Annotated in this window: 20 protein-coding genes; 12 read left to right on the top strand and 8 right to left on the bottom strand. The window is 40.9% G+C overall.

What is annotated here, in order from left to right:
* The first annotated feature begins 87 nt into the window (after nucleotides 1-87).
* The 6 genes from ACAY00_RS12445 (at nucleotide 88) to ACAY00_RS12420 (ending at nucleotide 6,672) form a co-directional block, all read left to right on the top strand.
* On the top strand, nucleotides 88-441 hold the full coding sequence (locus ACAY00_RS12445) for a hypothetical protein (protein ID WP_371374194.1): 354 nt from the start codon (nucleotides 88-90) through the stop codon (nucleotides 439-441).
* A gap of 220 nt (nucleotides 442-661) precedes the next feature.
* Nucleotides 662-1,960, top strand: coding sequence for a glutamate-1-semialdehyde 2,1-aminomutase (gene hemL / locus ACAY00_RS12440; protein ID WP_371374190.1), 1,299 nt, complete (start codon nucleotides 662-664; stop codon nucleotides 1,958-1,960).
* 34 nt (nucleotides 1,961-1,994) lie between these two features.
* Nucleotides 1,995-3,008, top strand: a complete 1,014-nt coding sequence (gene hemH / locus ACAY00_RS12435; RefSeq protein ID WP_371374188.1) for a ferrochelatase — start codon at nucleotides 1,995-1,997, stop codon at nucleotides 3,006-3,008.
* Nucleotides 3,009-3,084: 76 nt separating this feature from the next.
* Complete coding sequence (hemN, locus tag ACAY00_RS12430) at nucleotides 3,085-4,455, top strand: oxygen-independent coproporphyrinogen III oxidase (RefSeq protein ID WP_371374185.1); 1,371 nt, start codon at nucleotides 3,085-3,087, stop codon at nucleotides 4,453-4,455.
* A gap of 81 nt (nucleotides 4,456-4,536) precedes the next feature.
* Nucleotides 4,537-5,805 (top strand): glutamyl-tRNA reductase, encoded by a 1,269-nt coding sequence (gene hemA, locus ACAY00_RS12425; RefSeq protein ID WP_371374182.1) that lies wholly within the window; start codon nucleotides 4,537-4,539, stop codon nucleotides 5,803-5,805.
* A 69-nt stretch (nucleotides 5,806-5,874) separates the two neighbouring features.
* On the top strand, nucleotides 5,875-6,672 hold the full coding sequence (locus tag ACAY00_RS12420; RefSeq protein ID WP_371374180.1) for an inner membrane protein YpjD: 798 nt from the start codon (nucleotides 5,875-5,877) through the stop codon (nucleotides 6,670-6,672).
* Nucleotides 6,673-6,956: 284 nt separating this feature from the next.
* Here ACAY00_RS12420 and ACAY00_RS12415 read toward each other — a convergent pair whose 3' ends face one another.
* The 3 genes from ACAY00_RS12415 to ACAY00_RS12405 form a co-directional block, all read right to left on the bottom strand.
* Complete coding sequence (locus tag ACAY00_RS12415; RefSeq protein ID WP_371374178.1) at nucleotides 6,957-7,568, bottom strand: TlpA disulfide reductase family protein; 612 nt, start codon at nucleotides 7,566-7,568, stop codon at nucleotides 6,957-6,959.
* A gap of 62 nt (nucleotides 7,569-7,630) precedes the next feature.
* A complete protein-coding gene (locus ACAY00_RS12410) occupies nucleotides 7,631-8,203 on the bottom strand; it encodes an iron transporter (RefSeq protein ID WP_371374175.1) in 573 nt (190 codons plus the stop codon).
* A 16-nt stretch (nucleotides 8,204-8,219) separates the two neighbouring features.
* Nucleotides 8,220-9,704: a 4Fe-4S binding protein gene (locus ACAY00_RS12405; RefSeq protein ID WP_371374173.1), complete on the bottom strand. Its 1,485-nt coding sequence runs from the start codon at nucleotides 9,702-9,704 to the stop codon at nucleotides 8,220-8,222.
* Nucleotides 9,705-9,913: 209 nt separating this feature from the next.
* On the opposite strand from ACAY00_RS12405, the gene ACAY00_RS12400 reads away from it, so the two are divergent.
* Together ACAY00_RS12400 and ccmI are read left to right on the top strand one after the other, a co-directional pair.
* Nucleotides 9,914-12,568: a putative bifunctional diguanylate cyclase/phosphodiesterase gene (locus tag ACAY00_RS12400; RefSeq protein WP_371374171.1), complete on the top strand. Its 2,655-nt coding sequence runs from the start codon at nucleotides 9,914-9,916 to the stop codon at nucleotides 12,566-12,568.
* 12 nt (nucleotides 12,569-12,580) lie between these two features.
* Nucleotides 12,581-13,843: a c-type cytochrome biogenesis protein CcmI gene (ccmI, locus tag ACAY00_RS12395; protein WP_371374169.1), complete on the top strand. Its 1,263-nt coding sequence runs from the start codon at nucleotides 12,581-12,583 to the stop codon at nucleotides 13,841-13,843.
* Nucleotides 13,844-14,027: 184 nt separating this feature from the next.
* On the opposite strand, the gene ACAY00_RS12390 is transcribed toward ccmI, so the two are convergent.
* The gene (locus ACAY00_RS12390; RefSeq protein WP_371374166.1) at nucleotides 14,028-14,798 is read right to left on the bottom strand and encodes a DUF4350 domain-containing protein; all 771 of its coding nucleotides are present in this window, start codon (nucleotides 14,796-14,798) and stop codon (nucleotides 14,028-14,030) included.
* A gap of 217 nt (nucleotides 14,799-15,015) precedes the next feature.
* Between ACAY00_RS12390 and ACAY00_RS12385 the strand changes: the two genes are divergently transcribed.
* A complete protein-coding gene (locus tag ACAY00_RS12385) occupies nucleotides 15,016-15,519 on the top strand; it encodes a DUF3016 domain-containing protein (RefSeq protein ID WP_371374163.1) in 504 nt (167 codons plus the stop codon).
* A gap of 78 nt (nucleotides 15,520-15,597) precedes the next feature.
* Here ACAY00_RS12385 and ACAY00_RS12380 read toward each other — a convergent pair whose 3' ends face one another.
* A complete protein-coding gene (locus ACAY00_RS12380; RefSeq protein WP_371374160.1) occupies nucleotides 15,598-15,906 on the bottom strand; it encodes a hypothetical protein in 309 nt (102 codons plus the stop codon).
* Between the two features lie 96 nt (nucleotides 15,907-16,002).
* Complete coding sequence (epmB, locus tag ACAY00_RS12375; protein WP_371374157.1) at nucleotides 16,003-17,031, bottom strand: EF-P beta-lysylation protein EpmB; 1,029 nt, start codon at nucleotides 17,029-17,031, stop codon at nucleotides 16,003-16,005.
* Nucleotides 17,032-17,108: 77 nt separating this feature from the next.
* Here epmB and efp point away from each other — a divergent pair, with 77 nt between their 5' ends.
* From efp to ACAY00_RS12360, 3 genes are all read left to right on the top strand, one after another.
* On the top strand, nucleotides 17,109-17,678 hold the full coding sequence (gene efp, locus ACAY00_RS12370; RefSeq protein ID WP_371374154.1) for an elongation factor P: 570 nt from the start codon (nucleotides 17,109-17,111) through the stop codon (nucleotides 17,676-17,678).
* 64 nt (nucleotides 17,679-17,742) lie between these two features.
* Nucleotides 17,743-18,726 carry an elongation factor P--(R)-beta-lysine ligase gene (gene epmA, locus ACAY00_RS12365; protein ID WP_371374151.1) on the top strand — a complete coding sequence of 328 codons (984 nt, stop codon included), beginning with the start codon at nucleotides 17,743-17,745 and terminating at the stop codon, nucleotides 18,724-18,726.
* Nucleotides 18,727-18,920: 194 nt separating this feature from the next.
* Complete coding sequence (locus ACAY00_RS12360) at nucleotides 18,921-19,313, top strand: MerC domain-containing protein (RefSeq protein ID WP_371374149.1); 393 nt, start codon at nucleotides 18,921-18,923, stop codon at nucleotides 19,311-19,313.
* Nucleotides 19,314-19,413: 100 nt separating this feature from the next.
* On the opposite strand, the gene glnG is transcribed toward ACAY00_RS12360, so the two are convergent.
* Both glnG and glnL read right to left on the bottom strand, forming a co-directional pair.
* Complete coding sequence (glnG, locus tag ACAY00_RS12355; protein WP_371374146.1) at nucleotides 19,414-20,817, bottom strand: nitrogen regulation protein NR(I); 1,404 nt, start codon at nucleotides 20,815-20,817, stop codon at nucleotides 19,414-19,416.
* The gene (gene glnL / locus ACAY00_RS12350; RefSeq protein WP_371374143.1) at nucleotides 20,817-21,899 is read right to left on the bottom strand and encodes a nitrogen regulation protein NR(II); all 1,083 of its coding nucleotides are present in this window, start codon (nucleotides 21,897-21,899) and stop codon (nucleotides 20,817-20,819) included. The genes glnG and glnL overlap by 1 nt, the downstream gene beginning before the upstream one ends.

Below are 21,899 nucleotides of genomic sequence, written 5' to 3'. Positions count from 1 at the left end.
AAAAAAGGTTGTAAACACATGCGCATGCCATCCGTTGTATATGAAAACTTACCTTATGGGTATTTTATATTGAGTGGGCTTTGTTTTGTGAAGTCTGAAAATGTGTTGATGTTTTTACCTGCAGCACTGTTTTACTTTGCCGGAGCTTTTGTTTGGTGTATGCGCTCACAAGCACGCCGAAAAGATACACCAAGTAAATTTGCTAAGAGCATTTTAAATACCCGCATTCCAGATACCCTTTACGAATTGCTGCCTTTTATACAATTTGGGGTAGGGGTGTCGGTTACGCAATTTTTAAGCCATGATTTGGCGTTATTCGGCGGCTGTGTATTAATCTTTCTTGGCGCAAAAAATTTGATCATGCGTATCATCAATCGGCGAAAATATTCTGCTGATTTATCATTTGGTCGTCGTTTAGCCAAACAGAAGCTTAACCAATAGGAGCTATTTTTAGATTGTCTCGCGTTGCTTAGGCCATTGATGCCTCATTGCCTTTATCTTGGCGATTTTGAGCATCTGGCTTTACGACTGGTTACAAAATTTTAGCAATATTCTCGATATCTGATTTCAATCAAAACAAACCCCAAAATAGATCATTAGAATCAACAATGAATTCGCTGACGTAAATCGTCGGTTAGCGCTTTGATAACATGAGGTTCTAATGCAAACATCCACACAATTATTTGAACAAGCCAGATCTATTATTCCTGGTGGGGTTAACTCTCCTGTTAGGGCGTTTAACGGTGTTGGTGGTTCCCCATGTTTTATCAAACGCGCTCAAGGTGCATACATTTACGACGTTGCCGATAAAGCCTATATTGACTACGTTGGCTCTTGGGGACCGATGATTTTAGGTCACAATCATCCCGCTATTTTACAAGCCGTGGTCAGCAGTGCGCAAAACGGTTTAAGTTTTGGCGCCCCGACCGCCATTGAAATTGACATGGCCGAACAAGTTCGTCACTTAGTACCTTCGATGGAACGCGTACGTATGGTCAGTTCGGGCACCGAAGCGACCATGAGTGCGATCCGTCTTGCTCGTGGCTTCACTGGACGCGATAAAATTTTAAAGTTTGAAGGCTGTTATCACGGTCATGCCGATTCTTTATTAGTAAAAGCGGGCTCTGGGGCATTAACCTTAGGAGTACCAAACTCTCCTGGTATTCCGGCCGATTTTGCCAAGCATACCTTAACGGTAACCTATAACAATTTAGCCGAAGTTGAGCAGGTATTTGCTCAGTACCCCGATCAAATAGCGTGTATTATTGTTGAGCCTGTCGCCGGCAATATGAACTGCATTCCACCGGTAGAAGGCTTTTTACAAGGTTTGCGTAACATCTGCGACAAGTACAACAGTGTGTTGATTTTTGACGAGGTGATGACCGGTTTTCGTGTCGCTCTAGGCGGTGCCCAGGCGCATTATCAGGTAAAACCAGACTTAACCACTTTAGGTAAAGTCATTGGTGGTGGCATGCCCGTTGGTGCCTTTGGCGGAAAAGCCGAAATAATGGACTTTATTGCCCCTAATGGGCCTGTTTATCAAGCCGGCACGCTATCGGGAAATCCGATTGCAATGGCTGCGGGGTTAGCCGCCCTTAACGAGTTGTCTAGCGGCGATAAACACCAAGCGCTGGCAAAGGCAACAGAAAAATTAGCCCTAGGTTTCAAAGCAGCTGCCGCCAACCATGGTATTCCATTAAGTGTTAATTATGTTGGCGCGATGTTTGGTATTTTCTTTGTCGCCCCAGGAGATGAAGATAAACCCGTAACCACATATGCTCAAGCAATGAATGTGGATGCAAAGGTGTTTAAGCAGTTTTATCACCTGATGTTAGAAGAAGGCGTCTACTTAGCGCCATCAGCGTTTGAAGCAGGTTTTTTGTCAACCAGCCATAGTGATGAGATCATCGAGCAAACCCTGGCTATAGCCGACAAGTGTTTCGCTCGTTTACGCCGCTAAAGGTGAAGCACTAGATACGCAAAAAGGAATACCAATGTCTCGGTTTTATGGTGTGTTAGAACAAGCAAATTATCAAGCGGTTAAAACGGGTGTGTTATTAACCAATTTGGGCACACCTGAGGCACCAACCAAAAAGGCATTACGTGAATATTTATCTGAGTTTCTCTCAGATCCTAGAGTTATTGAAGTGCCACGAGTGCTTTGGTTGGTGATCCTACATATTTTTATCTTGCCATTGCGCTCAAAAAAATCGGCCCAAGTGTATCAAAGTATTTGGACCCATCACGGTTCACCGATGAAGGTTATTAGTGAAAGGCAAAAGCATAAATTAGCACAGCGTCTAGCGCAATCTTATGGTGACGATGTGGTGGTTGAATTGGCTATGCGTTATGGCCAGTCGTCTATTGGTAGTGGCTTAAAAAAATTACACCAGCATGGTGTTCATAAAATTGTGGTGCTACCCCTGTACCCACAGTATTCCGGCCCTACGACTGGCTCTACTTTTGACGCGGTTGCCGCCGAAGTCAGTCAGTGGCGATGGGTACCAAGTATCGACTTTATTAGCGGTTATCATCAAAGTGAGGCCTATATTAGGGCATTGGAAAACAGTGTAAAACAACATATTGCCAGTTATGGACTGCCTGATGTGCTGGTGATGTCATATCATGGAATGCCACAAACTTATTTTGCACAAGGTGACCCGTATTATTATTTTTGTCAGCAAACAACAGAGGCTTTAGCCACGCGATTAGAGCTAAACAAAGAGCAGTACGTAATGACGTTTCAGTCTCGTTTTGGCAAAGCTGAATGGCTTAAACCGTACACCGATCAATCCTTGGTGCAGCTGGCAAAGCAGGGTAAAAAGCACATTGCCATTATCAGCCCAGCGTTTAGTGCTGACTGTTTAGAAACTTTGGAAGAGTTGGCGATAGAAAACAAAGAAATATTCATCGAATCCGGTGGTGAAACATACCACTACATTCCTTGTTTGAATGACAGCGACTTGCATCTTGAGGCGCTTATGCAAGAGCTAACAAAACATATTTAACCTAGAACGACGATGGTTTTAGGTCAGAGCAACATTATACAAAGCATTTTAAATAAAATGCGGTAAAGGAAAACGCATGAATGTCAGTCAGTTTTTTGATCAATCATTACTAAAAAAATACAATACCAGTGGACCAAGATATACCTCTTACCCAACGGCTTTGGAGTTTAAAGACAACTTCTGCACCGACGATTTTGTTCAGGCGGTCAAAAGTTCAGACAATCGAGAATTATCACTGTACGTTCATATCCCATTTTGCCATAGCCTATGTTACTACTGCGGCTGTAATAAGGTGGTAACTCGGCATCGAGAAAAAGCCGATGCATACTTAGATTACCTAGCGACTGAAATCGCTTCAAGATCGCCATTGTTTAGGCAATATACGGTTAAACAGTTGCACTTTGGCGGAGGTACACCAAGCTTTTTAACCAATGAGCAGTTAACCCGGTTAGTCACTTTATTAAAGCAACATTTTCATTTTTCTGAGCATATGGAAATGAGCATTGAAATAGACCCTCGTGAAATAGCACTCGAGTTTGCCGATCATTTATACTCGCTCGGTTTTAACCGGTTGAGTTTGGGCATTCAGGATTTTGATTTAAAAGTGCAAAAGGCGATTAATCGAGTTCAGTCAACCGAATTCATTAGTGATTTTATTGCTCATGCCAAAGATGTGGGTTTTAAATCCATCAACATTGACCTTATTTATGGCTTACCGCATCAAAGTGTTGAGCAATTTTCGACAACGTTAGACAAAGTAAAAGAGCTTGATGTTGATCGTATTTCATTATTTAGTTACGCCCACTTACCCAGTCGTTTTGCCGCGCAACGTAAATTAAGAGATGAATGGTTACCATCGGCCAGTGAAAAGTTTGCCCTAATGAAACTGTCCATTGAAAAGCTATGTTCATTTGGTTACGAGTTTATTGGTATGGATCACTTTGCTAAACCTAACGACGAATTAGCTAAGGCGCAAAATAGCGGCCAATTGCATCGTAATTTTCAAGGTTATACGACCAAAGGCAATTGTGATTTATTAGGTTTAGGGGTTTCGGCTATCAGCAATATTGGCCGCTCGTTTAGCCAAAATAGCAAAGATTTGAAAAGTTATTATCAAGCGATAGAAGCCCACAAAAATGCATTAGAAAAAGGTGTGGTTTTAAACACCGATGATGTCATTCGTGGCGAAGTCATCCGCGAATTAATGTGTAACCTTTACCTTGATAAATCAAAAATAAATCAAAATTTTGGCATCGACTTTGACCAATACTTTGCTAACGACTTACCTTTACTCGATGTGTTTATTGACGATGGGTTGGTTGAAAACACGGCGAACTCAATTAAGGTTTCGCAAAAAGCCCGCTTGTTGATCCGAGTGATTAGCATGAGCTTTGACGCTTACATGAAGCAACATGTCAACAAACAGCGTTTTTCAAGAGTGATTTAATAGCAAGCTTTACGCTTTGGCTACTAAGTTGAATTTAATTAATAGATAGAGAATTTATTCTACAATAAGCACGTTAAATTTATGTCAATATTTACTCTTGGGATCAACCATAAAACCGCCCCTGTCGCTATTCGTGAGCAAATATCATTTCCTCAGGACAGCCTTAACGAGGCGCTGTTATCTGCCCAACAAGCACTTAATTGCCGCGAAGTTGTAATTTTATCGACTTGTAACCGAACCGAATTTTATGTCAGTGGGCAAGATATAAATTACCTTCAAGTTGAAGCCAAATTATTGGCTTGGTTAGGTGCTTACCATCAAATTGCAAGCGACATGATTAAGCCTTACTTGTATGGTTATCAGGGCGAAGAAGCGATCAATCATATGATGCGCGTGGCCTGCGGACTTGATTCCTTGGTGCTGGGTGAACCGCAAATTTTAGGGCAAATGAAACAAGCGTATCGTCATGCCAAAGAGCAAAATACCATTTCATTCATAATTGACAGGCTCTTTCAACGCACCTTTAGTGTCGCCAAACAAGTACGCACAGACACCGATATTGGCGCTAATGCCATTTCGGTCGCCTTTGCCGCCGTGAGTTTGGCAAAAAACATTTATAGTCAACTAAATGATGTCAATGTATTGCTCGTCGGCGCTGGTGAAACAATAGAGTTGGTGTCAAAGCACTTAATTCAAAGTAACGTCAGTCAGATGACAGTCGCTAACCGTTCAATAGAGCGAGCAGAAGCATTAGCGCAGAAGATTTCAGCCAATGTTATTTCGTTATCAGAAATCAGGGAATATTTACCGCAAGCCGATATTGTGTTTAGTTCAACCGGCAGTCCTTTACCGATTATCAGCAAAGATGATGTACAAAACGCCTTAAGAAAACGTAAACATAAACCGATTTTTATGGTCGATTTAGCGGTTCCTCGCGACATAGAACAAAGCGTTGACCAGTTGGAAGATGCATTTTTATATACCGTAGATGATTTACAAGGCATTGTTAATCAAAACCTAGAAAAACGTCGTCAGGCAGCACTTGAAGCAGAACAACTGGTGGCACAGCAAGCGGGTAACTTTCTTGCATGGTTAAATGGCCTTAATGCCAATGACATTGTTCTGGCGTATCGAGAACAAGCGATGGCGCAAAAATCGGCTTTACTTGAAAAAGCAATGAGCCAGCTCAATGCCAATAAAGATCCGGAGCAAGTGATGTTTGAGTTGGCCAATAAACTCGCCAACAAACTTATCCATGCGCCGATGAGTGCGATCCGAACCGCCGCTCAAAATGGCGAGATGGATAAAGTCGAATATTTATCGGAAGCCTTAGGATTCGATAAGAAATAATAATTGCTTAACTCTTTGTCGTTGATTTGTAGACGAGCAAAGTCTCATTAAATTTATTAAGGGGAATGTGTGGCCTATTCAATTGCTTTGCCTGTATTCGCGTTTACCGGATATGCTGTTGCAACCATTTTATTTATGCAGCACTTCTTTAAGCATCAACATTTAAAAACAAACATTGTTTTAGTGTCCGCGCTCATCGGGTTAATTTTTCACGCTACCGTGGCCGTTCAGTCTATTTGGACAGAACATACTCTAGATTTTAGTTTGGCTAATGTGGTTATCTTGGTTAGCTTAATCATCACCTTGATGAGCAGTTTGTTGGCGCTGAGAAATCCTTTAAGTTTAATTTTACCCATCACTTATGCTTTCGCAGCCATTTTGTTAATGGTGATGTTTGTGTTACCCATGGATCAGGCGCTTATCGTTGAATCAGGTCAGTTTGTATTAACCCTGCATATCATCTTGATCTTAGCGGCCTATTGTATCTTAGTGATGGCTACCTTATATGCCTTTCAGGTGGCTTATATAAACGGCAAGCTTAAAAAGAAAGATATTGCCAGTATCGAATCATTGCCACCTATCATGCTGTTTGAAAAGCAGTTATTAGGCATCATTATTATTGGGGTCGTGTTGCTTATGAGCGCTTTGTTAGTCGGATTTATCTTTTTTGATGATCTGTTTTCAAGCGCCCATATTCATAAAACAACGTTATCGTTAATCGCACTTGCAGGCTATTTAGTGATATTGTGGGGGCAATTAACTCGTGGTTGGCGAGGCGCGAAATTATTTATGATGTTGCTGACATCGACCTCAATTCTTTCTTTAGCCTATTTTGGGAGTCGGTTGATTCGAGAGTATATTCTTTAGAAAATTTTCTTTAGTGTGTATTGATGACCCACAGGGGCTGATAATACTTGGTTAAACGGGCAAAACGCCCCCGAAAGTGTAAGCTCCCTAAGAGTAAATTTTGTCGACTTCTTTGTAATAGTCAGCAACTTCAAAAATATCATAAAGAGACATCTTTCAATTGTTTATTGGCGGTTTTAGGACGGCTTAATAGATGCGAAAGGAACATCACTAAGAGCCCTTAGTCATGTTCCCTAGATGAGTATGGGCCCCGAGAGTTATCCCAATCTCACTTGGGATTGGTATTAGTTCAACAGCGCTAACTCGGGTAAGCGATAGGGTGGGGTGGCAATGTTGTCTAACACCATCTTAAACGCAGCTTCATCGTCCCAGTTGGCGTAACTTCTCAGGTAGCTGGTGACTTCGCCTTGGCGGTTAATTATAAAGGTTGCTGGCACCGCATCAACAGGGAATATCTTGCCTAATTGCTTGTCGGTGTCGATATACATGTGTAAGTTTTTAATCCCAAGCTGTTGATAAAATTGCTCCACAATGGGCAAGCCCTCATCGTCAATTGAAATGGCTAAAAGCTCGAACTCTGCACCCTTAAATTTTGCTTGAAGGCGATCAAGCTCTGGCAATTCGCGAAGACATGGTCCGCACCAGGTTGCCCACACATTAACTAGCAATACTTTGCCTAGGTGTTGGCTAAAGTTTACTTGCTCGCCTTTGCTGTCATAAAAATTTACCGGCTGTAAATACTGAGGTGGTTCGACTTTTTTAAAGCTGGCAACCGTGCCATCACTGGGGTTGTCTTTTTCATGATCAGCAAAACTTGGTCTTGTGTTTAGCAGGCTTAGCAGTAATAACGACACTAAGCTGATAGTCTCGATGGTTGTGCGATTAACTGGATTCATTGTGCTTATACTTATGATTGAAAAAAGGTGGCAATAGCCACCTTATTAATGTGTTTAAGGGGTTAGTAACCGCCTTTTTTACCTATTCCAAGGTAGGTTAAATCCCATGAAACAACAAAGGGTTTAAACCAAGCTGTAGGCGCCGTTTCTTTGTCCATGTGCAACATTAAGTTAGGCGCGGTAACGCGGTATTTAATTGAGTATTTACCAACCCCGTTTAGTTTTACGTTGTTACCATAGTGAGGGCCGTCGTTGGCGACCATAGGGTCTAATGAACCTGAGGTAAACCACTTGGTGCCTTCTTTTTCAATGCGATAATCAATTTTTAAATAAGGCATCCAAGCACCCGCTTTAAAGTTATACGGGTTATCTTCGGTTACCACAACGCGTAATTCTAAGTGAATGTCCGCGCCTTCAGGGATAGCATGGTCCATTTCTTCCATATTCATCGGCATTTCGTGACCCATCTTTGCATGATCCATGCCTTCAATTTCAGACATGATCACCGGCTGGATATACATGCCTTTAAATTCCATACCGTATTTTACAATACCTTCTTTTTGGGTTTGACCTGCAGCATTAACGTTTAAAGCGGTTAATAACAGGGCTGCGATCGTAAATAATTTTGTTTTCATAATTTTTCTCTCAACTTTATAAACCAAAGATTGCAGGCCACCAGCACAGACCAACGAATAAGCTTCCTAACGCACCTGTTACAGTAGGTAATATACGGGCTCTTGTTGTGACGTGTTGACGCGCTAAAATATTCCAACCTAACCATAAGCTCCATAGTATACTGAAGCCAAATAGAGTGAGTTTGATTAAGGTCAGTGCTGAGTTATCTAAACCAAAAATAGTTAACCATTCAAACAACTTACCACCTAAACCAATTAACAGAGATACCATTGCAACAGGCATATATTGATAAGCAAGTTCTTTATAGCTTTGAACATAACTATCGATGCTTCCAGCCGCTTTAGCAACGCTTGTTGTTAACGCATTTATGGTCCCTAAAACGAGGGTAAAGATGATTGTGACTAAGCTCATAAAGCCAACAATGGAGAAAAAGTCGAGCCAGTTAAACACTTCTCTGCGTTCAGGGTGAACACTCATTAACCACCAAGGTCCAGACTCACCAATCCAATACATTTCTTTACTAATAAACCACTCGCCGAGCGCTTGGCGCATTACTTCGTACTCGGGCAAGGTTAACCATAAAAAACCACCTAAAGCCGAACCTGTTCCGAGTAAGAAAAACCAAACCTCAGCGGTACCTGGGTTGTGGGTTTTTATTTCTTCAACTTCTTTACCAGGTTTTCTGATATTAACCATCACGCTTGATTTGGCATCTGGTGTGACACAGCGAAAACACTCAATACAATGTCTTGATTCGCGTTTTTGGCGTAAGTCAATCATGGTTGGACAAAAGCTGTGTTGGTCGTATTTATCACCACCCGCTTTGGGTTTTTTAGAGTTAAACTGAACCACCCCAAGGCGAGAAAATAAACCCAGTAATAAGCCAATTGGGCACATGTGGCGACACCATACACGGTTTTTGGTGCCCCAAATAAAGCCAACAATAATGGCCAGTAACATCACCCCACCAAAGACTTCAGCTAAAGCTTCTGGATGGTCACGAACTCCCACGGTTTGGCCTAAAAAGGTAATGATTAAAAAGCTAACAATCGGCATGCCTTCCCAACGAATAAATGCTGGGACCGCCTTTTGTAAACCGCGTTTATTTGCCCACTCGCTCGCTGCGCCCATTGGGCATAATAAACCACACCACGAACGGCCGGTAAAAATGACCGATAAAAAAACCAATGGGAACCATAAGCCCCACATTAAGTAATTGGTGAAAATGGTAAAGTTGTCGAGCGGGGTCGCTTGTTCACTTGGCTCAGGCAAAAAGAGTGGCACAAAAAGCAGCACCAAAAAGACCACGAACATAATTAAATGAATCAGGGGCAGTTTGTCTTTGTGCTGATGAAAGAACCACTCTAGGCCCGTCAATCGATGACACTGAACTGACTCACCCTCACGACCAGTGACCGCACTATCGGCTGTCACATCTTTTATTTCAATGGTCTCAACCGTATGAATTTTTTTTGGGTTGTTTGCATTGTTTTCCATCATTGACCTATCTTTTTTATGCCTATTTTTTTAGACGAGTGAATCAATGACTACATACTAACCATAAAATAAAAGTCGTGTAATAAACTTCCAATCCATTTTTGACGCTAATCAAAATAAGGGCTTTAAATAAATTTTTCCTTTTCAACGCGCATCATTTCCATATTAATATGTTGTTAATTTTAAGAGAGATAATTCGCAAAGTAGTGAACTTGAATAGCCAAACATTAAAAACCCATGTATCACACGATTTCTTTTTGCAAATAAAAGAGCATGCTATTGCGCTTGGAGATTGCGTCTGCGTATATGATTGTATCGCCGATAAGATTGTTGAATATACCTATTGTTTTGAAGACATTCTTGGTATTTCACCCATGGCGCGAGGTATTGGTGCAAAATGGTTGGCAAATATGAAATCTCAAGACCCCAGCCTTAAACAGCAGGTCTTGTCGTTTAACAACAGTTCAATATTACAAAGCTTTGAATATGAGGTTCAAAGCAATGATGGGGTGGTTCATTATATTCGACAAGTCAATTACCCCTATATAGACGTCGCTGACACGCAAACCGAGTTGCTGTTGATTGTGCTTCGAGATTGCTCTCATGAATATAAGGTCAATCCGTTAAAAACAACCAAAGATTGGCGCAAAGAACACAGCTCGCAAATCCGCTATATGCGACCCATCGTAGCCCACATTCATCATCAATGTGAAAGCGATTTTACGATGTTGGCGGTTCCGGATGAAGAAAAAAACAGTGCCTATTCTTTGGTGGCAATACAAGGTGATTGCTTTTTAGATACCATCGATTATGAGCTTAAAGGCACCCCATGTGAAGTCACTTCAGATGGTCATATATGCACACATAAAAAAGACATTACAGAACGTTATCCAGAAGACGAAATGCTGGTGAATATGGGGGCCCAGAGCTATATTGGCGTGCCTTTTTTTGACAATAATGGTCAAGTATCAGCGTACTTGGTGATTATTAAAAAAGTGCCATTACAAAATTTCGATGAGTGTCGTCAGATAATTGATAGTTTTCAGCCACAATTAAATCGCCGAATTCAGCTCTATTTTTCAGATCAGCGCCTTGCATGGTTGGGTAATAATAAGGGCAGTTTTTTAAGTTTTGACCAACAACAATTTGCCCTTGGTACAGCACCATCAACAAAAGAATTAGCAAGTTGGTCGTCGATTTCGGAACAAACCTTTAATAGCATTAAAGAAGCGGTGTTGATATCGGATGCCAATAATAAAATTATCCATTGTAATAAAGCCTTTACTGACATAACGGGATATACCCTTAACGAAGTGCTGGGCAAAGATCCTGGGATTTTATCTTCAGGCTATCATGATGCGACGTTTTATCAGAAAATGGGGCAATCATTGCAAGATAATGGTTTCTGGGAAGGCGAAATAATCAATAAAAATAAAGCAGGAAAAACCTATTCTGAATGGTTATTGATTCGAGTTGTATACGACGAAAATCAACAACGTACCCATTACATTGCGGTTTTTAGTGACATTTCAAAGCACAAAGAAAAAGAAGAACTGTTATATTTTCAGGCCAATTACGACCCATTAACTATGCTGCCTAATAAGAGTTTATTGTTTTTTACTCTGGCTGAAGTGTTAGCTAAGTTACAAGAAAACAGTGAAAACCTTATTTGTTTAATGCACATTGATATTTCGGGCTTAGCTCGAATCAATGAAAACTTTGACTACTATATGGGCGATGCCGTCCTCGTTGAAACCGCAAAACGTATCAAAGAAGTTGTTAATAATGATGATGTTATGCTGGCGAGAATATCTGGCGATAACTTTATTTTGCTTTACCCTGAAATAGATGGCGAAACGGATGTGATACCAATTGCAGATCAAATTTGCCAAAATATTGCCCTTCCAATGCAAATTGACGATGTCGCATTAAGTATCAAATCAAATGTTGGTTTGGCGGTGACCTCAAACTCTGATTTAACGCCAGAAGCGCTTTGCTCAATGACCGAGCTGGCTTTATTTAATGCAAAAATGAGTGGTGCTAATAAAGTCAGTATGTTCGATGAGCAACAGCAAAGTGTGCTTAAAGATAACTGGTGTCTTGAGCAAGATCTTGCGGTTGCAATCAGTGAAGATCAGTTTGAATTACATTATCAGCCGCAAATAGACAGAGTCTCAGGTAAAGTCATTGGTGTTGAGGCACTCGTCAGATGGCAACACCCAGATAAGGGGTTATTGTCACCCCACTATTTTATTCATTTAGCCGAGCAGTCAGAACAAATTATTGAATTAGGTAATTTGGTGCTGAGCAAGGCTTGTCAACAGATAAAACTCTGGAATAGCCAACTCGAAGAGCCCATTACGGTGTCTGTTAATATATCGCCACGACAGTTTGCTCAAGAGTGCAGTACCGATACCATGGCAAACATCATCACAGAATCTGGCGTAGACTATTCTTGTGTCATTCTAGAAATTACCGAAGATATGTTAATGGCCGATCATTCTGATTTGCTCGAAACGCTAAATAACTTAAAAGCTATGGGTCTTCAACTGTCATTAGATGACTTTGGCACGGGCTTTTCGTCCTTGTCTTATTTACAACAATACCCGCTTAGTGAGTTAAAAATAGACCGCTCATTTGTGAAGAATATTAGCAACAACCCTGAAAGCTTATCCATTGTCAAAGCGATTGTTTCTATGGCCAACAGTCTGAGCTTGAAAGTGGTCGCGGAAGGGGTTGAAACCGCCGAGCAGATGAACATACTGGATAATCTTGGCTGTGATATTTTTCAAGGGTATTACTATGCCGAACCGATGAAATCTGAGCGTTTAGTCGAGTTTATTCAACAACGAAACATTAATTTATAAATTTGGAATGTTATGACTTCTCTAATCATTTTTAGCCTAATACTCATTGCAATTGCGGCGGCAATCATATTCTTTGCTTATTTTAGAGGCGCCACTAAGGTTGTGGATGATGGCGACTCTCATCGCAAATCGGCCAATATTTCGTTATATCATGAAAGCCTAAATGAGTTAAAACAAGATCTTGCTAGCGGGGCTATCGATAAAACAAGCTATAAGCAACTCAAAGCCGAGCTTGATAAAAGCCTTTTAACGCATGTTGCCAACAGCCAACCTCAGCGTACGCCAAGTAAAAAACTTTCGTTGTTGTGGCCTACCGGATTAACGGTTTTTGTCATTGCAATAACCTTGTTTGTTTATGACAACTTAGGTGCCGCCAAGTTACTAGAGCAACCTGTTGCGGCCACCCCAGCTGATCCGCATGCTAACTTGGATATGAATCAACGAGCCTTGTTGCGGGTTCAACAACTTAAAAACAAAGTTGAAAATGAGCCGACAAATTCACAAGCTTGGTTCAGTTTGGGACAAGCATTTATTAACATAGGCGAGTTCGATAATGCGGTTCGCTCGTTCGATCGAGTGATTGCTTTAGTCGGTGAACATGCCGAATTAATTGGACCGAAAGCGCAGGCGCTTTATTACAAAAATGATAGCCATATGAACGATGAAATTCAGGCCTTGGTTGATAGGGCGTTAAGTCTAGATCCTGAAGATGCATCGACCAATATATTACTTGGTATGGACAGTTATGCTCACTACGATTATCAAAAAGCAATTGAGCATTGGCAATTAGTGCTAGACAGTGGTCGCCCAGGCATTAATGTGCAAGCACTGCAAGGAGCAGTAACTGAAGCGAAAAACAAACTGGCCGAAAGTGAATCGTTATCGGGCGGGCAAGTGCATCACAATGATGTCGACCCGAATCAACCACGTTTATCTTTAGCCGTGTCGTTATCGGATCAGGTGCTCAGCGATTTAATGTTTGGTGAAGATAAAACCGTGTTTATATATGCAACCGCTGCTAATGGACCGCGGATGCCTCTTGCCGCGGTTAAGGTGTCTGCCAGTGACTTACCACTAACCGTTAATCTGGACAATTCATTAGCCATGAATGAGCAAATGAATTTAAGCAGCTTCGATAAGGTCAACGTTTATGCCGTTGTTTCTATGCAAGGTGATGTGGGTATTAAGCAAGGTGATTACATGACTGAAATAAGAGATGTCGATGTGATGAACAAAGAAATAATGACCTTAACCATTGATACCAAAGTTCGGTAACCGAAATAATAGCCAGACCTGAGGTTACTCTACATTTTGTCCTTTTGCCCTTAGCGGCAGTGCTAAACCAATAAGACCTCACATTGTCAATGTGAGGTCTTTTTTCATTAAATTAGCTTGAAACTTATAAACTGTGGTCTTGGTGTATACGGGCAGGCGATATCAACAACCTCTTAGTGCAGAACTATTGAGCGAGCCAAGCGGCAATGTTTTGCGCCATTTGTTTATTATTAGCGGTTAAAAAGCGATTTTGAAAAATCGCATCATCAGCAAAGACCAAAATATCACCTTGGTGCAATTTTTTATGTACTATGACGGCAAACGAAGAGCTCATATCAGCGCTATCTTTTAGTCTGTTGTTATTAATATCAAGCCATGCATGCGCACTGGTTTTTGCTAGACTTGCTTGCGGATTACCTTGTGCTCTTAATGCCCAACCGCCATACAGGTTAAAGCTTGATATATTGTCGAATAACCAGTGTTCACTGAGGTCTTTGACGCGAAAATTTTTATCTTCTTGGGCAATGGTGTGTTCTATTTCGTGAAGGGGGAAATTTGACACATCGATATTCAAACTGGCCAATAGAGCCCCGACAGTATGAGGAATATGAATCATCACCAGCAGCTTACCACCAGAACCAACAAAGTCTGCGATAATATTTTGTTCTGTTTGGCTAAATGGTTTAAATGGGCCTGAAATAATAAGCGCGTCCACTTGTTGCAACAGTTCTGTTGTCAGCGGTGTATGACTGGCACTTACCTTATGCCCCTTACGGGCTAAAATATCGCTAAATTGAGAAAGCCCTAAAGCTTTATCATCATTGTATAAAAAGGCCTGGCGATGACCCTGATCAAATAAAATGTTGGCGGCCAATACGGGCATTGACGTTGTGACTGTTGCGATCATCACTAATGTGGTCAACAAGGCTAGGTAAGGTGATATTGTCTTGTGCATAAGAGTTAAAAGATAATGGCTTATTATTACGGTTTATCATATCAGATATCATTTTTAAAATGAGCAAGGCTGTCAAGGTTAGAACAACTGATTGCGTTTTTATTAATCTAGATTAAGTTGCATCTCATATCACTTTGTTAAATGCTGAGAAAACTTAAAGAAACTTTTTTAGTGAAAGTTCGTCTACGTTATACATATGACAATAAAGGGGTCGATAATGAACACAATATGGTTGAAGTTGTTCAGTTGCTTTGCGCTTTTTGGGGTGATCTTCGCAGGGCATTCCGCTGAGGTTGAAGTGAACTGGGAAAACGCAAGTAAATATACCGATATACGTGCATCTAATGGCACTCAAAAGCAATTTAAAAAACGGGTTTTTAATCAATTAGAAGCGCATTTTGCCCAGTTAGCGCAAAGTTTACCAGAACAACAAGTATTGAAAATTAAGGTGACCAATGTGGATCTTGCTGGAGACGTTAAGTATATGGTCGGGCCTAATAATGCAACCATTCGGGTTTTAGATGATCTCCATTTTCCGCGTATATCGTTTCAATACCAATTGCTTGATAGCCAAGATGCGGTCATTAAATCGGGCGAAGAGCACTTAAAAGATATGAATTACTTAAATAATAACTTTCGCGCTAAAACAAGGGCGTCGTTTGTTGATGAAAAGCGTATGTTAGATGAGTGGTTTAAAAAAACATTTATACAATCCCATTAAGTTTTTTAGCATGTAAGCCCAAAAAGAACCATAAAAAAAGCCCTAATGGGCTTTTTTACTGAAAATGGCTATGAGAGTTTATTTTTTTTCATAATGACTTTCAAACTCACCAATAACTTTAAAGAGTTGCTCAATCTTTTTTACCATGGCAATTAGCAAGCCTTGCTCTTTGCTTTGCTGCCAAACCAGTAATTCATCAGCAAGTTCCTGGATGTATGGCTGAAAGGTATTTGCCTGACAACGAAACCCAGCATCTTGGGTAAAAATGGCGGCAAAGTTGGCGCTTTTACCTTCTCTTAGTTGCGCTAAAGCGCTGTCAGCTACGATAGAACGCTTTAGAAGCTGAGAAATATTGTCTATCAGTTGTTGTTCAATTTTATCTGTCATGATGTCAATGTAAAGTCAAAAATGGCGAAGTATTATGGCAAAAATTATACCCAATTGTTAGCCCTGAAGCTATCTAGGGACTATTTGTGGTCAATGTTAGGGTTTAGTAGAATTAAGATTGATTGGCGTTTTATTGCTTTCACCAGGAATTTCTCTAACCAGTTTTGGCATTAAATAACCCGGTAAAATAGCCATCATTTCATTCGCAATAGCAATCGCTTCAGACTCTGGTATATCAAAATGTGCAGCCCCTTCAACGGGGTCAAGTACGTGTAAGTAATAAGGCAGTATACCGGCATCGAATAATGCTTCTGACAGCGCGACCAAGGTATTACTGTTATTGTTTATTCCCCTAAGTAAAACCGACTGATTGAACATGGCAATACGCTTTGCTCGCAGTGGTTCAATGGCATCAATAAAGTCTTGATCAATTTCATTGGCATGGTTGATGTGAAAGACGATAACCGGCTTTAATCGACTCTGCGCTAATGTATCGACTAAGTCTTGGGTAATGCGATTCGGAATAACCACCGGCAAGCGGGTATGAATACGCAAACGTTTGACGTGTTCAATAGCCTCAATTTGCTTTATTAACCAACCAAGGTGTTGGTCATTGGCCATTAAGGGATCACCACCACTAAAAATAACTTCATTAATTTCAGAGTGTTGCGAAATATAATCTAGCGCTTGTTGCCAGCGTTGCTTATTAGGGCTGTTATCTTGGTAAGGGAAATGACGACGAAAACAGTAACGACAATTTATTGCACAGCCTGCTTTTACAATCATCAAAACCCGATGTGTGTATTTGTGTAACAAACCTTCGGCTACCGTATTGTGCTCTTCTAGCGGATCGCTAACATAGCCTGGTAGTTTTAGAAATTCTTGCTTTTGGGGCAAAACTTGCAATAACAAAGGGTCGTTAATATCGCCTTTTTTCATTTTTTTTAGAAATGGTCGAGGTACTCTAACGGGGAATAATTTACGCGCAGCAAAATGTTGCTCTTGCTCGGGTATTGAGATCTCAAGCATGGATAATAACTTTGTTGGATCTGTAACAACATTTGCCAATTCTTTTTGCCAAGACTGGTACAATTTGATGTCATTCTGGGTTATTATTTCCCGCATTATTTTAAAATCTCTGCTCAACAATTAATTTAGTGCATACTAATACAAATGGGCACACGAATACATAAGAGAAAATTATGGCAAACTTCAGTACTAATGAATTTAAGGCTGGCCTTAAATTGATGATCGACGGCGAACCTTGCAACATTTTAGAAAATGAAATTGTAAAACCTGGTAAAGGTCAAGCATTTAACCGTATAAAAATCCGTAAGCTTATCTCTGGTAAAGTGTTGGAAAAAACGTATAAGTCAGGTGAGTCAGTTGAAGGTGCCGATATCATGGAAACCGACTTAGCCTATTTATATAATGACGGCGAGTTCTTTCACTTTATGAACAACGATACGTTTGAACAAATCGCGGCCGATGCTAAAGCGGTTGGTGAAAACGAAAAGTGGTTAAAAGAAGGTGACGTGTGTATTTTAACCTTGTGGAATGGTACCCCGATTGTTGTTACTCCACCGAACTTTGTTGAGTTGGAAGTAACTGAAACCGATCCTGGTTTAAAAGGTGATACGGCTGGTACCGGTGGCAAGCCTGCGACATTAAGCACGGGTGCCGTTGTGCGTGTACCATTGTTTATTCAAATTGGTGAAGTGGTTAAAGTAGACACCCGAAGTGGTGAATATGTATCGCGTGCGAACAAGTAATCAAACGACCGAATTACACACCAATCAAGGGAGCTTCGGCTCCCTTTTTTCTTAAGGAAATATCATGTCAAAGCAAGTAAATTGGCAACCAACGGCCGATATTCAGGCATTAAAAAAACGGGCTGAGATACTAAGACAAATCCGTGACTTTTTTTATCATCGTCAAGTGATGGAAGTCGAAACGCCGATGTTATCTTCTGGCACCGTGACCGATTTGCACCTAGAAGGGTTTGCGACTAAATTGGCTTACCCGTGCACAGACATGAAAGGTGATACCTTATATCTGCAAACATCGCCCGAGTTTGCGATGAAACGATTACTTGCTGCAGGCAGTGGCTGTATTTTTCAACTCGCAAAAGCATTTCGTAACGAACAGGCTGGGCGATTTCATAACCCAGAATTTACCATGCTTGAATGGTATCGAATTGGCTTCGATCATTTTGCGTTAATGGCAGAGATTGATCAATTAATGCAGTACCTGCTTGACTGTGAACCCGCCGATAAAATGTCGTATCAACAGGCCTTTAAGCATTATGTTGGGCTTGATCCGCTAACGGCCAATATCGAACAATTACAGCAAGCGGTGTTAGATCATCAATTGCATGCTGATTGGGTAGCTAGCGAAAGCAATATCGATACATTGTTACAGTTTTTATTTGGTGAATTAGTCGAACGAAACATTGGTAAATCACGCCCATGTTTTATTTATCATTTTCCATCAAGTCAGGCATCGTTGGCAAAAATTCACGCAGAGGATCAACGAGTTGCCGAACGATTTGAATTATATTATCAAGGTGTAGAGCTTGCTAATGGCTTTCATGAACTGACGGATGCTAATGAGCAATATCAACGTTTTCAAGCAGATAACAAGCTCAGGACAGAGTATAACTTAGCCGAAAAACCAATAGATCAACATTTTATTAAAGCCTTGCAGTCTGGTCTTCCTGACTGCTCTGGTGTTGCATTGGGTATAGACCGAGTGGTGATGATAGCACTCAATGCAGAGCACATTAAAGACGTTATTGCGTTCCCTGTTAACATAGCATAACAATATTTCAATGTGATAATATCCATTTTGTGATATTATCACGTATACTAATGGTTAAGGCCTGCTTATTTTATTCGTTTAGTAGGGCTTAACATATGACATTGTATGGCACATGCTTGGGCTTGATGCCTAAGCCTTTAATCCTTGTTCAAAAAATCGCTTATTACGCGATTTAACCACTGAAAGAGACACTCATGCTTGATAGACTAGGAATTGCAGCCACATCCGTCTGCGCTCTCCACTGCATTTTATTGCCGGTGTTATTGCCGACTCTTTCGTTATTGGGGATGGATTACTTGGGCTCGCATGAAAATGAGAACATCTTTTTGTTTGCTACCCTTATTTTAGGCTCGATTGCCTTATTTTCAGGGTTTCGCAAATACCATCGTAAAATTTACCCTTTCTATTTGCTGTTTTTAGGTGGCTTTATTTATTGGCACAAACACTCGGTGTCCGAAACCTTAGAGCCCGTTATGATCATCGTTGGCGCTGCATTATTAGTGGCGGCCCATTTAGTGAACTTAAAACTCTGCAATAATTGTCGAAGCTGTGAAGATCAAGGGTGCTCGACCTCAACAGAAAGTTAAAGAATTTGGTATGAAAAAAGGGTAAGTCGTCACTTACCCTTTTTTTATGACTATGGCTAAAGGAAAATTCATCCGTTAAAGCACAACCTGAATGGCCTAATTAATGCGGATTAAGCTCTTTTAGTTTTCTGGTTAAGGTATTACGACCCCAACCCAACTTTTTGGCTGCTTCTTGTTTATGGCCATGGGTATAATTTAACGCCCGTTCCAAGCAAATTTGTTCAAATTCTCTTTGAGCATTACTTAAAATGTCGGAATTACCTTTCGCCAGCTGTTCATCAACCCAACTGGCCAGTGACAATTTCCAGTCACTGTGTTCAACATTAGACGTGACCGTAATATCAGATAATTCATCGGGTAAATCGCTTTGCAAAATTTCTTTACCACTGGCCATGACGGTTAAATAGCGACAAATATTTTCAAGTTGACGGACATTACCTGGCCAATCACAACGTTGCATAAATTTCAGTGCATCTTTGGATATAGACTTGGTTTCAACCCCGAGTTCTTTAGCCGCTTGTTGCAAAAAGTGTTTGGTCAGTTGAGGGATGTCCTCTTTACGATTTTTTAAGCTTGGTAACTGAATCCTAATGACATTTAAACGGTGGAATAAATCTTCCCTAAATTCGCCTTTGTGTACACGTTCTTCAAGGTTTTGATGCGTTGCTGCAATGATCCTAACATCGACTTTAATGGGATCATGACCGCCAACACGATAAAACTGACCATCGGCTAATACGCGCAATAATCGAGTTTGCACGTCCAATGGCATATCACCAATTTCGTCCAAAAATAGGGTACCACCATGGGCTTGTTCAAATCGGCCTTGACGAATAGAATTGGCGCCAGTAAATGCGCCTTTTTCATGTCCAAAGAGCTCTGATTCAATCAAATCTTTAGGGATCGCAGCCATGTTCAATGGAATAAAGGCGGCATCTTTTCTTGGGCTATGAGAGTGCAGGGCGTTAGCCACTAATTCTTTACCTGTGCCCGATTCACCGTTAATTAAGACGCTGATACTAGAGCGTGAAAGGCGTCCTATGGCGCGAAAGACTTCTTGCATTGCCGGCGCTTCACCAATAATCCCGACATTACTAATATGCGCACTAGATTGGGTTTTTTGGGCACTTTGTTCTTGGACATGGGTCAATGCACGTTGGGTTAATTTTACCGCTTCGTCAATATCAAAAGGCTTGGGTAAGTATTCAAAAGCCCCACCTTGATAAGCATTCACCGCACTGTCTAAGTCGCTATGGGCGGTCATTATAATGACCGGTAACTCTGGGTACTTGCTGGCGATAATCCCCAAAAGAGTCATGCCATCCATTTTGGGCATGCGAATATCCGAAATAATAACGCTAGGTTGAGCAATATCCAGTGCGGCCAGTAAATCATCTGCGTTGCTAAAAGAGGCACAACTGATGTTTTCTCCCTGCATTGCTCTTTCTAACACCCAGCGAATAGAGCTGTCATCGTCAACTATCCATACTTGTTCACAATTCATTAGGAGGTTCTCTTAGGTAAAGGTAATAAAATAGAAAATTCTGTTCGACCGGACTCACTGTGACATGCCAGTTTACCATGATGTTGATGGATCAAAGTCTGAGCGATTGACAAGCCCAAGCCTGTGCCACCTTCTCGGCCGGAAACCATAGGGTAAAATAAAGTATCTTGTATGTGTTTAGGGATCCCTGGCCCATTATCAATCACCGAAATTTGGATTGCTGAACGACATGTCGTGCCGTTAATGGTTTGGTGATTGGCAATACGGGTACGCAGGGTTATTTCGCCACCCTCTGGCAATATTTGAATCGCATTTTTAATGATGTTTAGTAAGACTTGCTGCATTTGCTCACTATCAAACTGATTATCAGGAATCGATGGATCATAATCGCGTTGAAACTTGATGTTTTTGGCGTTATCCATACTCACCAATTGAAAAACTTTTTCAATGGCTTGATGAATATTGCCGATCTCCATCTGCGGTAATTGATTTGGTCCTAACAGTCTATCGACTAAGTTTGTTAACCGATCGGCTTGTTCAATAATTAATGAGGTAAATTCTTGCTGATCACTTGTCAGTTCTTTGTCTAACAATTGCGCAGCCCCTCTTAGCCCACCTAATGGGTTTTTAATTTCATGGGCGAGTCCTCTAATTAAATCTCGGGCCGCTACCCATTGTTGTTCTTGAAAGGCTTCAGCGCTAATTTGTTTTTTATTATCTATCTGCTTGCACTCTAATAAAATGCATTGTTGGTTGTTTATTAATACCACCGAAGCGGTTACTTCCAGAGTGATGTGATGTTGATCGATAAACTTAAAGACCACCTCTGAGTCGGTAAACTCTTGGAAATTGTTTAATACATTTTGTAAGCGATTAAATGAGATACTGCTTTCTATAAACAAGTCGAGAAATGGTTGTTGATATAGACGGTTTAAGCTCTTACTAAAAAGTGCTTCTGCTGAAGAGTTTAAAAATTGAATACATAAGTTCCTATCCAGCACCACAATGGCGGTGACCAGTTGTGATGAAAGCTGTTTGGCGTACTCTTCTTTTAAGTTGGTGATGTTTAGGGTCGAAAGCAA

The sequence above is a fragment of the Thalassotalea sp. 273M-4 genome (assembly GCF_041410465.1).
GTDB lineage: Bacteria > Pseudomonadota > Gammaproteobacteria > Enterobacterales > Alteromonadaceae > Thalassotalea_A > Thalassotalea_A aquiviva.
This window is presented reverse-complemented; position numbering and strand designations above follow the sequence as displayed.